Source organism: Maridesulfovibrio spiralis (SeqCode), from assembly GCF_048571135.1.
In the GTDB taxonomy this organism is placed as follows: domain Bacteria; phylum Desulfobacterota; class Desulfovibrionia; order Desulfovibrionales; family Desulfovibrionaceae; genus Maridesulfovibrio; species Maridesulfovibrio spiralis.
Genome location: NZ_CP182344.1, coordinates 1,712,450 through 1,730,308 on the forward strand (window position 1 = coordinate 1,712,450; position 17,859 = coordinate 1,730,308).

General features: G+C 48.3%; 20 protein-coding genes. 11 read left to right on the forward strand and 9 right to left on the reverse strand.

Annotated features, from left to right (window positions below):
- Positions 1-33: 33 nt before the first annotated feature.
- Positions 34-1,068 carry an elongator complex protein 3 gene (locus ACNI29_RS07740; protein ID WP_419781627.1) on the reverse strand — a complete coding sequence of 345 codons (1,035 nt, stop codon included), beginning with the start codon at positions 1,066-1,068 and terminating at the stop codon, positions 34-36.
- Between the two features lie 173 nt (positions 1,069-1,241).
- On the opposite strand from ACNI29_RS07740, the gene ACNI29_RS07745 reads away from it, so the two are divergent.
- Both ACNI29_RS07745 and ACNI29_RS07750 read left to right on the forward strand, forming a co-directional pair.
- Positions 1,242-1,664 carry an HIT family protein gene (locus ACNI29_RS07745; RefSeq protein ID WP_419781628.1) on the forward strand — a complete coding sequence of 141 codons (423 nt, stop codon included), beginning with the start codon at positions 1,242-1,244 and terminating at the stop codon, positions 1,662-1,664.
- A 131-nt stretch (positions 1,665-1,795) separates the two neighbouring features.
- Entirely contained in the window at positions 1,796-2,089 is a 294-nt protein-coding gene (locus tag ACNI29_RS07750) for an integration host factor subunit alpha (RefSeq protein WP_015853597.1), read from the forward strand.
- 224 nt (positions 2,090-2,313) lie between these two features.
- Here the strand turns inward: ACNI29_RS07750 and ACNI29_RS07755 are convergent, their stop codons facing one another.
- The 6 genes from ACNI29_RS07755 to ACNI29_RS07780 all read right to left on the reverse strand — a co-directional run bounded on the left by ACNI29_RS07755 (position 2,314) and on the right by ACNI29_RS07780 (position 8,984).
- A complete protein-coding gene (locus ACNI29_RS07755; RefSeq protein WP_419781629.1) occupies positions 2,314-3,183 on the reverse strand; it encodes a septal ring lytic transglycosylase RlpA family protein in 870 nt (289 codons plus the stop codon).
- A gap of 312 nt (positions 3,184-3,495) precedes the next feature.
- On the reverse strand, positions 3,496-4,011 hold the full coding sequence (locus ACNI29_RS07760) for a cyclic nucleotide-binding domain-containing protein (RefSeq protein ID WP_419781630.1): 516 nt from the start codon (positions 4,009-4,011) through the stop codon (positions 3,496-3,498).
- Positions 4,004-5,152, reverse strand: a complete 1,149-nt coding sequence (locus ACNI29_RS07765) for a potassium channel family protein (protein WP_419781631.1) — start codon at positions 5,150-5,152, stop codon at positions 4,004-4,006. The genes ACNI29_RS07760 and ACNI29_RS07765 overlap by 8 nt, the downstream gene beginning before the upstream one ends.
- Positions 5,153-5,254: 102 nt before the next feature.
- Entirely contained in the window at positions 5,255-5,737 is a 483-nt protein-coding gene (locus ACNI29_RS07770; RefSeq protein ID WP_419781632.1) for a LysM peptidoglycan-binding domain-containing protein, read from the reverse strand.
- 46 nt (positions 5,738-5,783) lie between these two features.
- Positions 5,784-6,554, reverse strand: a complete 771-nt coding sequence (locus ACNI29_RS07775) for a hypothetical protein (protein WP_419781633.1) — start codon at positions 6,552-6,554, stop codon at positions 5,784-5,786.
- Positions 6,555-6,572: 18 nt separating this feature from the next.
- Positions 6,573-8,984 carry an AAA family ATPase gene (locus ACNI29_RS07780; RefSeq protein ID WP_419781634.1) on the reverse strand — a complete coding sequence of 804 codons (2,412 nt, stop codon included), beginning with the start codon at positions 8,982-8,984 and terminating at the stop codon, positions 6,573-6,575.
- Positions 8,985-9,431: 447 nt separating this feature from the next.
- On the opposite strand from ACNI29_RS07780, the gene ACNI29_RS07785 reads away from it, so the two are divergent.
- From ACNI29_RS07785 to ACNI29_RS07805, 5 genes are all read left to right on the forward strand, one after another.
- Positions 9,432-9,689 (forward strand): AtpZ/AtpI family protein, encoded by a 258-nt coding sequence (locus tag ACNI29_RS07785; RefSeq protein ID WP_419781635.1) that lies wholly within the window; start codon positions 9,432-9,434, stop codon positions 9,687-9,689.
- On the forward strand, positions 9,679-10,101 hold the full coding sequence (locus ACNI29_RS07790; protein WP_419781636.1) for an ATP synthase subunit I: 423 nt from the start codon (positions 9,679-9,681) through the stop codon (positions 10,099-10,101). The genes ACNI29_RS07785 and ACNI29_RS07790 overlap by 11 nt, the downstream gene beginning before the upstream one ends.
- A 5-nt stretch (positions 10,102-10,106) precedes the next feature.
- On the forward strand, positions 10,107-10,793 hold the full coding sequence (gene atpB / locus ACNI29_RS07795; RefSeq protein ID WP_419781637.1) for a F0F1 ATP synthase subunit A: 687 nt from the start codon (positions 10,107-10,109) through the stop codon (positions 10,791-10,793).
- Positions 10,794-10,866: 73 nt separating this feature from the next.
- Complete coding sequence (gene atpE / locus ACNI29_RS07800) at positions 10,867-11,190, forward strand: ATP synthase F0 subunit C (protein ID WP_136675342.1); 324 nt, start codon at positions 10,867-10,869, stop codon at positions 11,188-11,190.
- Between the two features lie 351 nt (positions 11,191-11,541).
- Positions 11,542-12,171, forward strand: coding sequence for a redox-sensing transcriptional repressor Rex (locus tag ACNI29_RS07805; RefSeq protein WP_419781638.1), 630 nt, complete (start codon positions 11,542-11,544; stop codon positions 12,169-12,171).
- Between the two features lie 62 nt (positions 12,172-12,233).
- On the opposite strand, the gene ACNI29_RS07810 is transcribed toward ACNI29_RS07805, so the two are convergent.
- Complete coding sequence (locus ACNI29_RS07810) at positions 12,234-13,700, reverse strand: sigma-54-dependent transcriptional regulator (protein WP_419781639.1); 1,467 nt, start codon at positions 13,698-13,700, stop codon at positions 12,234-12,236.
- Between the two features lie 173 nt (positions 13,701-13,873).
- On the opposite strand from ACNI29_RS07810, the gene ACNI29_RS07815 reads away from it, so the two are divergent.
- The 4 genes from ACNI29_RS07815 (at position 13,874) to ACNI29_RS07830 (ending at position 16,826) form a co-directional block, all read left to right on the forward strand.
- On the forward strand, positions 13,874-14,332 hold the full coding sequence (locus ACNI29_RS07815) for a MarR family winged helix-turn-helix transcriptional regulator (protein ID WP_419781640.1): 459 nt from the start codon (positions 13,874-13,876) through the stop codon (positions 14,330-14,332).
- 16 nt (positions 14,333-14,348) lie between these two features.
- Positions 14,349-15,773 carry an MFS transporter gene (locus tag ACNI29_RS07820; protein WP_419781641.1) on the forward strand — a complete coding sequence of 475 codons (1,425 nt, stop codon included), beginning with the start codon at positions 14,349-14,351 and terminating at the stop codon, positions 15,771-15,773.
- Positions 15,773-16,459 (forward strand): 16S rRNA (guanine(527)-N(7))-methyltransferase RsmG, encoded by a 687-nt coding sequence (gene rsmG / locus ACNI29_RS07825; protein WP_419781642.1) that lies wholly within the window; start codon positions 15,773-15,775, stop codon positions 16,457-16,459. Before ACNI29_RS07820 ends, rsmG begins: the two co-directional genes overlap by 1 nt.
- An 85-nt stretch (positions 16,460-16,544) precedes the next feature.
- On the forward strand, positions 16,545-16,826 hold the full coding sequence (locus ACNI29_RS07830; RefSeq protein WP_419781643.1) for a hypothetical protein: 282 nt from the start codon (positions 16,545-16,547) through the stop codon (positions 16,824-16,826).
- Positions 16,827-16,889: 63 nt separating this feature from the next.
- Here ACNI29_RS07830 and ACNI29_RS07835 read toward each other — a convergent pair whose 3' ends face one another.
- Positions 16,890-17,846 (reverse strand): UDP-glucuronic acid decarboxylase family protein, encoded by a 957-nt coding sequence (locus ACNI29_RS07835; protein ID WP_419781644.1) that lies wholly within the window; start codon positions 17,844-17,846, stop codon positions 16,890-16,892.
- Positions 17,847-17,859: the final 13 nt, after the last annotated feature.

Here is a 17,859-nt window from a genome sequence, read left to right on the forward strand (position 1 = left end):
AGTAGGGATTACTAAAAGCAATAGGAGGTGCAGTTATTTAAAGATAATTTTAAAATTGAGAGATGCTGAAAAGGAAGTGTTTAGCGGAATGATATTAATTCTATGGTAAAGCGGTTTGAGGCTTGCTTTGTGTCCCCAGAGTTCCCCGGAATATTTTTGAGGCACGATGATCCTATCGATCTCTCCTTCAGACAATGCCAGCCGGGATCGCAGATAAAGGTATAGAGCTTTGGAACGGATTTTTTGTCCCAGTGCCGGATGCACTGGCCCGGCTAAAATGCTTTTTTCAAAGCCGTCCTCATGCGCTACGCCGATTCGGATTACGTGGATTTTATGCATCCATAAACGCAGCAGGGCCGGGGAAAGTTCTTCTTCAGTGCGCAGCAGGGACCATGGAGTATATTTTCCGGCCCGGTAAAGTTTTTCCAGTCCGGTTCCTTTAACGGTCAGGCAAGGGTAGATGCGCACGGCATCAGGCTGAAGTTTAATGGTTTGGCTGATGTCACGCTGGAAGTCTCCGCGTTCTGTTCCCGGCAGTCCGGGCAGAAGCTGAGTACCCAGAGACATTCCACTTTCACGGACAACGCGGCAGGCTTTGATTGCTGTTTCCGGGGAATAATTGCGCGCGGAGCGGCGCAGAACTTTAGCTGAAAAGCTCTGAATTCCCAGTTCAATCATATCCAGTCCGTCTTCACGAAGCTGGGCGAGATGCTGCGCTTTAATGCAGTCCGGGCGGGTGGAGCATCTTACTTTGGTCAGGTAGCCCTTCTTTTTAAAATCCCCAGCCAGCTTGACGAAGCGTTGTTGCCATTCAAAAGGCAGCGCGGTGAAAGTGCCGCCGAAAAATGCAAGTTCAAGTGGTGTCCGTTTCCTTTCTGCGAAAAAAGCAGGAATGTCCTGCTCAATTGCTTGATATATTTCGCTTAATGTCTTAGTTCCTGCCCCTGTCTGCCTGTCCTGTGAGCAGTAGATACATTTTGTAGGGCAGCCCATAAAAGGCATGAAAACCGGCCAGATACGAGTTTTAGAATGTTCCGGCTCAGGATGTTTGAAAATTGTTGTGTGCATCTTTCAGGGTTATCCGAAGAATAAAATAAGACAAATCATGCCTTTGTTTAATAAATTAGCTTGATTAAAAAAACGTGGTCGGTTATTTATTTAAATATAACTGTCTCTTGAGGCTTTCAAGATCGGTTTAAGATTATTTGTCGCAACATGCAACTAAAGCAGTAGTTCTTATTATGAGTAATCAGGATTGTATTTTTTGTAAGATCGTGGCCGGGGAAATTCCCTGCTTTAAGATTTATGAAACTGACAAAGTGCTTAGCTTTCTGGACATCGGTCCGGTCAATAAAGGGCATGCTCTTGTGATTCCCAAGCAGCACTGTGAAAATATCTGGGATCTTCCAGCTGAACTGGGACAGGATATCATCACAGCAGCTCAGAAGGCCGGGGATGCTATTGTCAAAGCAACCGGTGCTGACGGGCTGAATCTGATTATGAATAATAATGAAGCGGCAGGACAGCTTGTTTTTCATACCCACTTTCATCTCATTCCCAGATTTAAGGATGACGGTTTCGTTCACTGGGCACAGAGTGAATATGAAAGCATGGATGAAGCAATGGCTCTTGCCCAAAAGATAGAAAAGATGATAATGGGATAAATTAACAGTAAATTTTTCCCACACGATAACGCCTTTTACCTGAATCACCGCGCGCATGCTTATGTTTGTTCGCGGATAACTTTAAACCCGCCGCCCCTGACCTCAGGGCCGGGGACAACGGAGGAAAGGAAATGGCTACCGGAAACACCCTCACTAAAGCCAGCGTTGTTGACTACATCTACGAAAAGACTGACCGGAACAGAGCTGAGATCAAGGAACTGGTTGAATCCATCCTCGACATCATGAAGCAGGCCGTGAAAAAAGATCATGCCATGCTGATCAGCGGATTCGGTAAATTTGAAGCTTACGACAAAAATGCTCGTAAAGGACGTAACCCCCAGACCAATGAAGCAATCACCCTGCCTGCGCGCAAGGTTGTTGTCTTCAGGCTTTCCCGCAAGTTCAGAGCTGAACTGAACGGATAAGCCGGGTCCGCATATGATGCGGGCCGGGGTTTTCCCTCTTTTTGATATTTTGCAGTGAAACAAGGGAGCTGGATGATTTCCAGTTCCCCTTTCATACTTTTTGCAAATTATCAGATACTTGTGGTCTTTTTAGAATTGATGTTCGCAAAAAAACCGCCCAGTCGAAAGACAGGGCGGCTTTTTTTATCTCGTATGAAAAGACTGCCTGCGCAGCGCATCAACAATTATTTAGTAACCAGAATCACGTTTCCGTATTCATTTGCAAGGGTGGTCATGGCATCTTCTGCTGCGGGGATATTGTAGAAATATCCAGCCTGAACGCGCATAAATTTCTTGCCGTTCACGTCTACCTCAACCATGCGTGATTCTTTATATCCGCTGTTTTTCAGGGTTTCGAGTACAGCCTGTGCACGGTCATGGTCGGTAAACGCGCCCACCTGAATATAGTAGTGGGCTTGCGCGGTGGCTTCTTCGGTGATGATGATTTCTTCAACTTCCGGTGCAGCCTGTACAGTTTCTTCCACCACGGCTTCTTCTGCGGGGGCAGCAGTTTCCGCCACAATTTCAGTAGCTTCAACAGGCTCTACATTGACATCCTCAATGGCCCGGAGTTCAACTGGAGTCAGTCCTTTATTGATGATGCCGAGCTTTGATGCTGCTGCATATGAAAGGTCGATGATTCGCAGATCCGGGTCGGCAAAGGGGCCACGGTCATTAACCCTGACGATTACTTTGCGTCCACTGTCGCGGTCGGTGACCTCAAGCATGGTCCCCATGGGCAGGGTGCGGTGGGCAGATGTCATGGCGTACATGTTATATGTTTCACCGTTGGCAGTTGTTTTGCCGTGAAAATCGTCTCCGTACCATGAAGCGAGTCCCTGTGCCTTATAGCCTTTGGAGCTGAGGTGCGGCACGTATGTTTGACCATGCACGGTGTAGGGGTCGGTTTTCAGGACCGGCTTAACCACATTGGGTGAATCCTGTTTTTTTACCTTGTGGTGGGAAACCGGGGGAGTTGAGTAAATTCTTTTTTTTGAGCAGCCTGCGGAAAAGCAGAGCAACAGGCAGGCAAGCAGCAGTACATATCTGGACATATAGGCCTCCATCAGATGGAAAATCTTTATTAACCTACGTGCGCTGGGCGCAGTTGGTAACCATTCCATAGTTATTGAATTGATTAAAGTCCAGCAGTCATTGGTACATGTATACAAAGAAGATTATATTTCATATCAGCTTTGTAGGGTATTGCAGGGAATTAATCCTGAATTCTGGAGCGTGTGCTTATACAGTGCTTTCTTTAGGGAAATACTTTGTATCGAAGGCAACGGTCTGCCAATATGAAGTCCATATGTGATCAATATGTTGAAGCGGCAGGAGAGTTTTTTTGTTAAAATTTATGACAACATCTACTTAACATTGCGCGAAAGAGCCAGCGCGAGGGCGGTGGTCAGTTTAACAAGCTCGTTATTGTTGCGGCGGACAGTTGCGGCCAGCCTTTTACTGATGGTCATGAGCAGTTTGCCTCCGGTGACCGGGTGTTTTTCCACAAATTCAAAAAATTTCATGCGGTCAGTTACCAGAAATTCGGAATCCTCCACCACAGTAACTGTGGCAGAGCGGTGGTCACGGTCGATAAGTGCTATTTCACCAAACATGGGGTAACTGTCGGCATCAAGGTTAGCCAGTACTTTGCTGGTATTCTTTATCTCATTAAGTGGCAGGGTCATGCCTTTCATGAGCATGGCTTTGGTTATGCGCACTTTTCCATCCACGAGAATGAACATTTCGTCGCCCCCTTCGCCTTCTGAAATGATATCTGTGCCGGAGCGGACCGCGATATTGGCGAAAATGGGTTTGACCTGCTGTAATTCCTGATCATCAAGATTCTGGAAAAGGGGGATGGACTGCCAGTAATCAGCCATGAGCCTGCCCTCCGGGAGCACTAATGACCAGCAGAGCATCGTAGTCAGACATGGGTTCATTATCCGATGGATTCATTTGAACTTTTGGTCCCTGCATGCCCAGTGAAGTGTCTTGACCGGAAGTTTTGAACAATTCCATGATGAACTGGTCTAAGGCGGAACCTTCATCCAGTACATCCTGCAGGCTCAGGTTTTTGCCCAGCTTACAGGCCGCCACAGGAAGATCTCCGTTATTGTTCCTTATTCTGGTGCTGAGTTCACCCCAGCTCAATTGTTTTTCATCCGCATTGCAGGGCCGGAAACAGAGCCTGCCCGAATCACCGAGGCCTATAAGGTTTCGGAAGAATGACCATATGGACGGACTGGCTCCCATCATGCCCATCATGCGACCGGAAATCTCACCGCGGACGAGGATTTCATTGGCTCCGGCACGGAGTAGGTGTTCCTTGTTTTCGTGGCGGGCGATCTCGGCATAAACCGGAACTTTGGGGGCCAGTGTGCGCAGGGCCAGTACAGCGTAGATGGCCTGTTGGTCGGAGTCCTTGTCTTCAAGACCACTCTGGCAGAGTACATAAACATTGCGGGCGACACTTGGGTTGGCCCTTGATATGACATTGGTCTGGCTGATGTTGCCGTGAACGAAATGGAGGCGATCGCCCATGTCCAGTTTGAAGGAAATTTCATCGCGTATTTCGCTTTCAAGGTTGCTGACTATGACCAGATGCAGTTTTTTGGGTGTGGTCTGATCTGTCAGAGAGTCTATGAGCCCGAACGCATAGTCGTTCCAACCAAGTATAATGATGTGGTCGCTGATTTTCACTGTTAGCAGTCCCTTGCGTTTTTTGGCCTTTTGCTCCACCAGCATGGAAGCCATATTACCGGTAAGCGAAGTCACCAGCCCAATGCCTGAGATCATGACCAGTCCGCCAAGGATACGGCCCGGAACAGTGGTCGGAACCATGTCTCCATATCCTACTGTGGTCAGGGTTACGATGGCCCACCAGAAGGCATGGGATATGCGCGCGTCCTCGCCTTCACTCAGTTCGATCCAGTAGAAAGCAAGCGTGCTTAAAATGAGGAGCAGGGCCGTGGCAATTACCAGTTTCCCAAATCCCGAACGTAGCCAGTTTATAAATTTCATTATTAATTTATACCCTGTAATCACGCTAGGATTCAAGCAAAAGAAAACCCGGTTTCCACAGATGCGGAAACCGGGTTTTAAAATCTATGTGTACTTGTATTTCTACAGGTAACCGAGTGCTGCTTTCATTTCACCGGGAACCATTGCGTTCTCAGCGGGCTGGAGAGCTTTCCATGAAGCACCGGCTTCTTTGCGTGCAGTTTTAACTTCGTCAAGGTCGAAGCCAGCGCGGGGAACTTCAAGAGACTGACCGGGGTAAATCAGGTCAGGGTTCTTGATCTGGTCCCTGTTAGCTTTGTAAATAAGGGGCCACATGAAAGGATCATTGTAAATCTGCTGGTATTCAGCGATCCACCAGAGGCATTCGCCTTTGGTTACTACGTGGGAAGTGGGCAGGGTTTTGTACTCACTTTCGTAGATTTCCATGGGAGTCGGAGGAACAACTTCAGCAGCGGGTTCTTCCTCAACAACTACAACCTCAGTTTCCTCTACAACCACAACTTCTTCCTGAGGAACCTGCTTTTTAGCACATCCCCATGTAAACATCAGGCTGAATGCGATTGCGAGCCAGATCATTTTTTTCATTTCTCAAGGCCTCCTGCGATTATTTAGAATTTGTTCGCTTGCTTAGTCATACTTTAACTGTTTTCGTCCAATTATCAACAATTTCTTTTTCTTGCAATACCTTGAGGTTGTTTGGGTTTAATTTATGGGCCTGTTCCGCAGCCTCAATTGCCTTTGCCATCCATCCCCCAAGTCGTAGGCTCCGGGCGGCAAGGACATAAAGCATTTCAGGTTCATCCTCGTATATGGTATCGATAAGTAACTCGTATTCTTCGCGAAAAACTTCATGAATCAGATGGTTCTGAGAGAAAAGTAAACGTCCCAACAGGGGGTTGTCCTTGTGTTTTTTCAGGTAAATGGGGAAAAGTTTGCGGCATCTGGCGATAATAAATCTAATGCGGCTTATTTCGCGCTCCATACTTTCTTCCGTCTGCTCAACGACCTGAACAAAGTCCTGACCGATTACCGATTCCGGCAAAGTGGTGTCTTTTCCGCGCAGGCTGGAAAAAAGGGGGGCGTAATTGAGGTTCTGATAGGCATCTTCGCGAAGTTTGAAAGCTTCGTGGAATATATAACCCATGCCCCAATCAAGAAATCGTCCGGCAAGCGGATCCCCTTCTTCATTACGAAAGAGAAGATGCGCGGTATCTTTCAATCGCCAGAGCAGTCCTTTGTTCATCTTTGTTCCGATGAGATCGTCAAGGGCTTCAAAGCTGACGCTGCGTTCGCGGTCGAAAGTTTCGAACTGCTCTTCCAGCGCGCTGCCCGCGAGGCAGAAATCCCTGAAAGTATCGCGGACAAATTCAGGTATTTTACCCTTAATCCATGAATTGGACATATGAATTTCCTGTCAGGTTTATTTTTTACATTCGTAAAGGCTGGCCATTTTTGCAAGTTCAGCCAGCCTGTCATCCGCTTTGCGGTAAACAGTATTCTTAGGGAATTTGCCGTCTTCACCGCGGGCTCCGGCTTCCATTCCGGTGAGGATGTAGATGGCCTGTTCAATGGTCTTTACCGGGTAAATATGGAAATCTCCTTTATCCACGGCTTTGAGCACTTCACTTTTAAGCATTAAGTTTAGCACATTATCTGCTGGAATGAGAACTCCCTGTCTGCCGTTAAAACCTCTGCGGCGACAGACTTCAAAGAATCCTTCAATTTTGCGGCTGACTCCGCCTACGGCCATGATTGTTCCGGACTGGCTGACAGCACCGGTGAAGGCGTAATCAAATTTGATGGGCACACCGGAAATGGATGAGAGCAGCGCAGCCAATTCGGCACCGGATGCGGAATCTCCTTCGATTCCGGCATAACTCTGCTCAAAGCAAAGGCTACCGGTCAGCACGATGGGCTTGTCCTGCGCGAACAGTCCCACAAGGTAGCTCTTGATGATCATCATTCCCTTGGTGTGGATGGGACCGCCCATGCGCGCTTCGCGTTCAAGGTCGAGAATCCCACCATGACCGACACCAACTGTACAGGAAATCTGGTGCGGCAATCCGAATTCGTAATTACCGAACAGAGTAACGGAAAGTCCGTTGGCCCGGCCTACTCCTTCGCCGGAGGTTTCCACTTTGATAACTTCGCGGTCATACTCTTTCATGTATTCATCTTCATAAAGATTAGAGCGGAAGTCTTTCATGGAGATAGCCTCTTCAATGGTAGGCAGATCTACTATTTCTTTGCCGTCCAGCTTTGCAAGGGCCGAGGCTTCGACCATCATTTCCTTCAAAAGCGGGATACGCAGGGAGAGTTTTTTCTGGTCTTCGGCCAAGCGGCTGGAAAAATCTACAATGCGGGCCAGCGAATCACGGTCAAAGGGAAGAAGTTTTGAATCATCAATAATTTTGCCCAGTACTCTTACAAAGCGTTCCACGTTATCTTCATTACGTTTAGCGGAAAGCTGCATGTGGGCTTTGAGTTTGAAGTATTTACCAAATCTCTCATCGTTATAGAGGAGAATTTCGTATGTTTCCTCGGAGCCGATCAGGATAACGGTCAGGTCGAGGGGAATCGGTTCCGGCTCAATGGTTTTGGTGCGGACCTGATCTCCGTCGCCCGGATCTTCAATCTTGGCCTGCCCGGTACGCAGAGCGCGCAGCAGTCCTTCCCATGAGGAAGGGGTGGTCAGGATGTCGTCAGCATAAACGATAAGATATCCGTGGTTGGCTTTGTGGATGGCCCCGGCCCGGATGAGGGTGAAGTCAGTGTAAAGAGCACCCATTTCGGATTCTCGCTCAATGGATCCGAGCAAGTTGAAAAGGGTCGGGTGGTCGGCCATGACAACAGGAGCGCCCTTGGTCTTGCTGTGGTCAACCAGCAGGTTGACTTCAAAGCGTGCGAAAAGTTCTTCCACCGGAGAAGCTTCAGGCAGCTGCAGTCCCAGAATAGGGGAAGTCGGCTGCGCTTCCTTAGGCATGAATAATTCAATATTATCCAAAAGTTCGTCTTCGAGGCCGCCCAGGTAGTCTTTTATGCGTTCGAATTTGTCAAAATTTTCATGCAGCGGATCCAGAAGGTCTTTGAGCAGTTCTTTTGCAGAATCCTGATGTAGCTTGCGTTCGTCCTTGCGGAATCCTTCTTCGGTTTTGCTGATGCGGCGCAGAATGGTGGTTACTTCGGCCAGCAGGTCGTCCGCGGCATTACGCAGAGTCTTGCGCACGTCCGGTTCAAGGCGTTCAAATTCTTCGTCATTGAGAATGCGTCCTTCAACAAGAGGGATCAGAGTCAGTCCGCCGTGATCGTCTATTTCAAGGCTGAATCCTCTGTCCTTGGCCAGAGATTCCATGTCTGCGAAAAGGTCTTCACGCTCGTCCTGAAAATTGCGGGATATCTGTTCAAGAGCTTTGACGTGCGGTTCACGTTCAAACCATGTGGGCAGCTGTTCCTTGATTTGAGTAACTGTCTCAGCCAAAGCATTTTTGAACTTTTTACCCTGTCCGGCAGGCAGGCTCACCGAGATGGGGTGATCCTGCCGGGAGAAGTTATGCAGGTAAAGTTGGTCCGGCGGGGTGGCCTGATTCGTGGCCCGAAGCTGGAAATATTCACGGGCGAAGTAGCTTCTGCCTAAGTTGGGGTCCCCGGAAAGATATAAATTGTGACATGTACCTTTAATGGCAAGGGCCATGCGGAAGGCCTGTAATGCCCTCGGCTGGAACTGGTCGTAGTCATATTTTGATTCCGGTATTTCGGAGCTGGTGCTGTACTTGATTTCAGCCGGCTCCTGTCTGGAGCTGAGTCTGTCCAAGGATAATTCATTTATGGTCATGTTTTCTTAATCTTCCTGTATTAAATCGGTATCCGGTTTGAATCGTGAGATTACTTGTATATGAAAAAAAAGTCACTGGTCAGGGAGTATCTACGAATATTAATAATTGAATTGATTGTGAAATTTTTTACAAATTAAAAAAGTATTTAATTTTAGATTGTTAGAACAAAAAATAATGATAAAAACGATTGAACAGGTGTTCAAAATCGATTTTGCAGTTGCGCATATTGGTATTCAGGGATATGAAATTCTGGTGTTTTGTTGCGAGGTGGGTTCCTCTGCTGATCATTTGAAATAAAATTTCAGTAAAATAGAGCTTATGGATAAAGAATCCGTTGACTCTTATTTGGGGATTGTGCTAGACGGGACTCACTTGTGAAGGTTTGCGCAAAGTCCGCTTTGCGCACCAAATTTCCATCCCGGATAAAATAAAGGACCGGAAGCAACATGTTCTTTTTAAATGGGAATAAAGAGACCTTCGATCTGCTCGGTAATGCCGCTACGATCGGAACTCATCTCGTTGCCTCTACCTTTGTCGGGTTGGCTATCGGGTGGTATCTCGATAAATGGTTGGGAACGAAGCCTTGGCTTCTAATTGTTTTCTTGTGTTTCGGAATCGCTGCCGGCTTCAAGAACGTATTCGACGAAGTTCAGCGGATTCAGAAAAAGGATCAGGGGAAAGGTCCTGGAACCAATGAAAATTAATCAGAAGATTGAACAATTCCTCCACAGGCGGGGCTTCACTCATCCGGACGTACGCAGTCTGGTGCGGAATCAATTGTACCTTACTGTCGGAACATGTCTTATAGCTGCTGTAGTATCCATCGGGTTTGCCCCCTGGGCACTGGGTCTGGCGGCAGGAGCGGTTCTGATTACGTTCAATTTCTGGTCGCTGGCCAAGTTCGGTCAGCATCTGGCTTACATGCGCAAGGGCGCGGTTGTGTCCTTGTTAATTCGCTTCTACGGTCGACTCATTTTATCCGGGTTGGCCATCTACGGGCTAATAGTCTGGGGGCAGTGTTCAATTTACGCTCTTCTGGTCGGTCTTAGTACGGTAGTTGTGAATGCGATATTTTGGGGCGTAGCCGGGTTTCGGCAAAAAGTGAAGGAGGCATAAGGATCATGGCTGGAGGTTTACCACATCCATTATTGATCATGACAGAGCTTAACAACGCTCTGGGAACTCACATCCCCAACCACGTGTGGTACACATGGTTCGGAATGAGTGTTCTTTTCGTACTGGGTTTCATCGTATCCAGAAGGCTCAGTCTGGTTCCCGGCGGGGTGCAGAACCTTGCCGAGATTATCATCGGGGGATTGGAAGAATTTGTCGTTTCTAACGTCGGTGAGGGCGGACGCAAAGTATTTCCTTTCATGTGTACTCTTTTTGTATACATCCTCGTACTGAACCTCATGGGTCTCGTCCCCGGGTTTGACGCTCCTACAGCGAACGTCAACACCAACGCAGCAATGGCTGTATGTACTTTTCTTTACTACAACTACATCGGTATCAAACTTCATGGTGCCGGTTACATCAAGCATTTCATGGGCCCCATTCCGGCTCTGTCTCCCTTGATGTTGATCATCGAACTGGTTTCTCACATCTCACGTCCGCTTTCGCTTACTCTGCGTCTGTTCGGTAACATCCGCGGTGAAGAAATCGTTCTCGTACTTCTGTTCATGCTTGCTCCTCTGGTATCCACCCTGCCCATGTACTTCCTGTTCATGCTGGCAAAGGTTATCCAGGCTTTCATCTTCTTCATGCTGACCATGATTTATCTCAAGGGTTCTCTGGAAGAAGCTCACTAGGATTCAAGCACTTAATTTAGGGGAAATGGTCTAACGACCTGTTAAATAAACTTATATTTTGGAGGATTTTACAATGCGTAAAGCTCTGCTTATCGTTCTGAACACCATGGCTCTGGTTCTCGCTGCTGGTGCAGCATTCGCTGCTGGCGTAGCTCCCGAAGTTGCTTCCGCTACCGCTACTGCTACCGCTCTCGGTATGGCTATCGCTGCTGCTGGTTGTGGTATCGGTCAGGGCCTCGGTCTGAAAGCTGCTTGTGAAGGTACTGCACGTAACCCCGAAGCTGGTGGTAAAATCACTGTTACTCTGATTCTTGGTCTGGCATTCGTAGAATCCCTGGCCATTTACGCTCTCGTTGTTAACCTGATCCTGCTCTTCGCTAACCCCCTCATCGGTTAGTTCTAAGGATCTGGAGATATTTAAAGGAGGTCTTCGGACCTCCTTTTTTTCTTCAAATAATTGTTAATTTTTTCACATACTTTATGCCGGTATAGGGGTTTTACTGGCATTTAGGCTTTAATTCCCTGCATAAATTAATAATATGCGTTTCACGGGGTAGCCGAAACCAAGGGTTTTAGTGTACATTAATTAAAATGGAAGGCGGAGGAAAAGGTTGCGTTAGTTCCAGCTCTCCAGTAGGGGTGTGATCGAACTTGCGAGGGAAGGTAGTGGGCTTCCGACCTTTGAATCTTTAACTGCCAGCCAAGACTTTTCGGGCAAGTGTATAGCCATGGAAAATAGGAAACTAAAGTGAAAACCCAGAATATCCCCAAAGCAACCATTAAACGGCTTGCTGTCTACATACAGGTTCTGACAGGACTTAAACGGGACGGAGTGGAGGTTATCTCCTCTGAAAAACTGGCTCGTGCCTGCTCTGTTAATCCTTCTCAGATTCGTAAGGATTTGGCGTATTTCGGTGAATTCGGAGTGCGTGGCGTAGGTTACTACGTGCATGAACTCATTTCATCCATAAAACAGTCCCTCGGTGTTGACCGTGTCTGGGGTTGCGCCCTTGTAGGCGTTGGCAACCTCGGCCGCGCTTTGTTGCGTCATAAGGAATTCGCGTTGCGTGGATTTTCGATCAGGGCTGCTTTTGACTGCGATCCGTATAAAATCGGCGAAGTTGTCTCCGGACTCGAAGTTGTGTGTACCCGTCAGTTCAAGGCGAGAGTTGAAGAGCTCGGTCTTGAGATCGGTATTATCACTACCCCCCCGGAAAGAGCGCAGCGAGCTGCGAACTATCTGGTAGATGGTGGTATTAAAGGTATCGTTAACTTTGCACAGGCAAGGATTGAAGTGCCTAAGAATGTTCCGGTTGAATATGTTGATTTCACCCATCACTTTTATTCCGTGGCATTTAATATCAGTTCAATGGACTAACATATTAAATAATTGCGGAAAAACGAATCCCCTGAGGCTCTCTGTCTCAGGGGATTCGTTTTTTAGTATATTGAATATTGTTTTTTAATCTTGTGCTTCTTGAGCAAGGCATAGAGTCGGGACACTGAGGTTCCGGAAATTCTGGCCGCTTCGGCCATGTTGGCTTTACTTACCAGAATAAGTTGTTCCAGATATATTTTTTCAGCGTTGTTAACTGCTTCTTCCTTGTAATCTTTGAATAAAGGTAATTTATGGGAATCAGGTATGTTCGTTTCCGGTAGTGCCAGTTCGACATTCTGAAACTGATTTTTCCGTCCTTTAATCAAGGTCAGTGTGTTGCGTGATCCATGTTCAGGGAGAACAGAGGCTTGAGCAGCAGACACACGGAGCCGGACCGGAAGATGGATAGGTAGAAACTCACCAGCTTCAGGGTTGGAGGTAAAAACCTGTTCCAGCACGTTGAAGAGTTCTCGCACATTGCCGGGCCATGAATAGGACATCAGTGCATCCAGAAATTCATCGGAAATGGCTATGGGCGGTGCGTTAAAATCAGCAGCCAGTTTATTGAGGTAGTATCTGGAAAGCCTGTGAATATCTTCTCCCCTCTGGCGTAAGGGAGGAAGTTCAATGGTAAAAGCCTGCAGTCTGTAAAGCAGATCCTGCCTGAAACGGCCATTCTGGATTAAAGCTTCAAGGTCACGGTTTGTTGCGGCAACCAGTCTGAAATCACTGCGTTTCTCTTCGCTTCCGCCTACTGGACGATAGGTACGTTCCTGAAGCACCCTGAGAAAAGATTTCTGCAGGCTCATGGGAAGTTCACCAACTTCATCGAGGAAAAGTGTTCCGCCGTCTGCCTTGGCTATCAGGCCTTCCTGGCTTTTGTCCGCGCTTGTGAAAGCTCCCCGTTCATGTCCGAAAAGAATTGATTCAACAAGATTTTCCGGAATTGAAGCACAGTCAACAATGATAAAAGGTTCATTACGCCGTGTGCTGTTATCGTGGACAGCGCGGGCGAAAAGTTCCTTACCCGTGCCTGTCTCACCGAGAAGAAGTACGCCAACGTGGCTTTCTGCAGCTTTGGCAGCCTGCCCAAGGCAGCGGACTATTGAATCGGAGCGACCGACGATATTGTGGTGTCCGAGTTTGGGAGAGGAAGATTGTTTTTCGCTGCGGTATTGGAATACCCTTTTCATGTGCAGCATATATTCTTCCTGACTCGCAGGCTTCGCTATGTAGTCCCAAGCGCCTGAATTAATAGCTAATTCAGCACCTTTCGAGTCTCCTTTCCCGGTAATGATGATAACCTCGGGTATGTTGTTGAGTTGCTGCAGTTCCGGGAGGGCATCCAGTCCGTTGCCATCCGGCAGTATTACATCAAGAAATACTACATCAAAGCGTTCTTCGCGTGCTAAAGCCATGCCCTCTTTCAGAGTCAGGGCTTTTGTTCCGTCATGATTTAAAGCTTCTGCAATGGCGATCAGCAGTTCCCCTATGAAAGGGTCGTCATCGATAATTAAGACATTAGCCATCAATATTCCAGTCGGTTAGTGTGTGCTATAGTATTAATAACTTGTTTGAGTTAAAAAGCATATGAGCACACGTTTCAGTGCGAATCAACACTTTTTCTTTTTTCATTTGACCGCATGTGTTCTTTTGGATAGTTGATAAGTCAACTGTTGACTTGTCAACAATGAGGATAAAGATGGTAAAAAAACACGTTTCTTTTGGATTCATGAACAGTCAGATGGGCAGGCTGCATAAAGCTATTCTGGCTGAAAGGCTTAAAGCCATAGGCATAACCTATGGACAGATAGGTTTCATCATGCAGGTTTTACGGCATCCGGGAAGGTCGCAGGATCAGCTTTCGCTGGTTTTGAGTGTCGATAAAGGGGCTACGGCCCGCGCTGTGGCAAAGCTGGTTAAAGAGGGTTTTTTGTACCGCGAGGAAAACCCCGAAAACAAGCGGCAAAAGCTGGTCTACCCGACAGATAAGGCCGTTGCCATGCGTGATGATTTGCATAAGGTGCTTATGGAATCCAATTCGACTATGCTTTCCGGACTCACTGCTGATGAAACAAAGCAGCTGGTCGAATTGATGACTAAGGTTATTGATACCAGCCGTGAAAGCCTTGGTCTGCCGGAAGTCTGGGATATTTTATAATGATTTGGAGATAATTATGGATGACGCAAAGAAAAAAGCCGTCATATTCACAGTATCGGTAACCCAGTTCACAATGCCCTTCATGTTCTCGGCAGTGGGCATTACCCTGCCGGTAATGGGCCGGGAGTTCGGGGCCAGCGGGCTTGATCTCAGTCTCGTTGAATCAGTCTATATCGGAAGTGTAGCCGCGCTGTTGCTTCCTTTCGGCAGACTGGCGGATATGCACGGCCGGCAGCCTGTTTTCCGGTTGGGAGTGTTGTTGTACGCAATCTTTACCATGCTGATCGGCTTTGCTCATAACATCGAAACTGTCATTGTACTGCGGATATTGCAGGGAGCTGCGGGAGGTTTGGGGGTTGCTACCAACATGGCACTGCTGACCAATTCTGTCCCCAAAGAAGAGCGTGGTAAAGCTATGGGGCTGGCTGTGGCAGCGGTCTATGTCGGTCTTTCAGCCGGTCCGTATATTGGAGGACTGGTTACCACCCATCTGGGCTGGCGGAGTTTGTATTTTCTGGGCATGATTCCTTTGGGGATTTCCTATTATGTGGCCCGGCGTAATCTGAACGGTAAATTCAGGCCTTCCGACGAGAAATTCGATCTGCTTGGAAGTATCGTTGTCGGTCTTTCGGTGGCTGCGATTGTTTTTGGTGGAACAAGTCTGGGAGCCGGATGGTTCGGACCTGTGGCTTTGGTAGCAGGATTGCTCGGCGTGGCCCTGTTCATTTACCTACAGGATAGAACAAAGTTTCCGCTGGTTGAGTTGACCCTTTTCAAAGAACGACGTGATTTTTCAGATGCGGCACTGGTACAGTTCATCAACTACGCCGGGACATTCGGCATAGTTTTTCTATTCAGCCTGTATATGCAGAGCGTAAAGGGATTCAGCCCGCATGATGCCGGGTTGGTACTGGTCATCCAGCCGATTGTGCAGGCCGTGCTTTCGCCGCTATGCGGACGTCTGGCAGACAAATTCTCCCCGCGTTTTCTTGCGCTGCTGGGAATGCTGGCCTGTACCGCAGGTACGGTCATGGGCGCAATGGTTACCGCTCAGACCGAGCTGTCATATCTCTATACCATGTTCGTAGTGCTTGGAATCGGCTTTGCGCTGTTCTCCTCACCGAACATGATTATTCTCATGGGAAGTGTGCCTCCTTCCCGCTACGGATTTGCTTCGGCAATTTCCGGTGGCTTACGGACCATCGGCATGGTTTTCAGCATGGTTATCATCGCGATTTTCCTGTCCACAATCATGGGCAAGGCCCCGGTTACACCGGAATCCGCTGTTGATTACCTCACTGTGATGCGTTTCTCCCTGTCCAGCCTTTCTGTTCTTTGTGCTGTGGCGGTGCTGGTTTCCATCCGCTCAGTGCTGAAAAGACGGGGAGTTGCCAAGAATGGACTTTGTGTGCAATCTGCCGGGAACAGTAAGGAGAGCTGATGTCAGAAATTAATATATGCGCTGCGGATATTCTGGGGGCTGCCAGCAAGGCCGGGCGCAAACTTAAAGATAACCCGAAGCAGGATGACGGCTTTAAAGCGGCCACGGATCAGGCAAGAGTACTGGCCTACTACATGACCATGCTGGTTAAATGGAACAAGTCCATGAACCTTGTGGGTCCTCAGGGCTGGGAAGATGTTTTCCATTCCCTAATTATCGACAGCCTGCATCTGGCTGATTTTCTGGATTCACTGGAGCTGCTCGATAATCCGGTTTCCCTCGACCTTGGAGCCGGGGCAGGCTTGCCCGGGCTACCTTTGCGTACCCTTTGGCAGGCAGGTGATTACCATCTGGTCGAAGCGCGTCAGAAGCGGTCGATTTTCATGCGGACCGCGTTGCGGGTGATGAAGCTGCCGCGTACCCATGTTTTTCAGGGCCGGGCGGAAAAAATTCCGCAGCAGACGCTTCCGGCGGATTTGATTCTGAGCAAGGCTTTCATGCCTTGGAAAGAGCTGCTGGAGTTCGTAAAGCCCATGCTGGCTACTCAAGGCCGTATCGTGATTCTTTCCAACGATCCCGCACCGCCTGCGAATGAACTGGAAGAACTCGGACATGCACTTGAAAGTTCCATGGAATACAAGGCCGGAGACAAAATACATCATTTCTGGTGTTTGCGGGCAATATAACAGGGCTTGCGAGCCGTAGGATTTCCTTCACCTTTCCCCTTCTTAGGCATATAAGGAGTAACCGAACAATTTGGAGGAAATTATAATGGCTGAATATACATACGAAAGTCTTGAAGCGCTGCTCAAAGAAAAGCTTGGAGATGCCATGCCCGAACGGGCTATGGAAGATATCCATGATGCCCTGAAGATCACTGAAAAGATGGAAGAAGAGGGCTGGAGATTTAAAATGGAAGACATGAGCCGGGGCTGCCTGACTGAATCAGACTGGGTTGCAACCCTCAGCATGGACGGCAAAGATTTTTCCGGACGCAGTGACCATTCCGCGTTGGCGGTCTGCGTTGCCGTGGCTGATGCCTTGATCGGCTAGAACTTAAGATTGTAAATCTGCATTATAAAAGCCGCCGGAACTTCGGTTCCGGCGGCTTTCCTTTTATTTATCGAATTCGCTGAGGATGTTGTCAAAGTACTTGATTGTTTCCTTCAGTCCGTCGAGAGGCTTGATCTTCGGCTCCCAGCCGAGGATTTCCTTGGCGAGGGTGATATCCGGCCGTCTGCGGGTCGGGTCGTCGCTGGGAAGCGGTTTACGGACGATTTCAGACTTGGAGCCGGTTAGTTCAACAATGGTTTCCGCAAGCTCGAGGACCGACATTTCAGAAGGGTTCCCAAGGTTAACCGGACCGGTAAAAGATTTGTCGGTCGCCATGGTGCGGATAAACGCCTCAATCAGGTCGTCTACATAGCAGAATGACCTGGTCTGCGAACCGTCACCGTAAACGGTGATGGGCTTGCCTTTGAGAGCCTGTACGATGAAGTTGGAAACAACCCGGCCATCATTGAGGTCCATGCGTGGCCCGTAGGTGTTGAAGATGCGGCCGACCTTGATTTCAAGGCCGTGCTGACGCCAGTAGTCGAAACAGAGGGTTTCTGCGCATCTCTTGCCTTCGTCATAGCAGGAGCGGACACCGATGGGGTTAACGTTGCCCCAGTAGTTTTCCTTCTGCGGATGCATTTCTGGATCGCCGTAAACTTCGGAAGTGGAAGCCTGAAACAGTTTGGCTTTAACCCTTTTGGCGAGACCGAGCATGTTGATTGCGCCGTGAACTGAAGTCTTGGTGGTTTGCACCGGGTCGAACTGGTAGTGGATGGGGGATGCCGGACAGGCCAGATTGTAAATCTCATCCACTTCAATGTAGAGCGGAAAGGTTACATCATGTCTGAGGACCTCAAAATAAGGGTTGTCCAGCAGGGTTATGATGTTCTTTTTCTGTCCGGTATAGAAGTTGTCCACACAGATAACTTCGTTTCCCTCGGCCAGCAGTCTCTCACACAGATGTGAACCAAGAAATCCTGCTCCGCCGGTAACCAAAACTCGTTTCATTAAGGGCATGTTTTAATCCTTT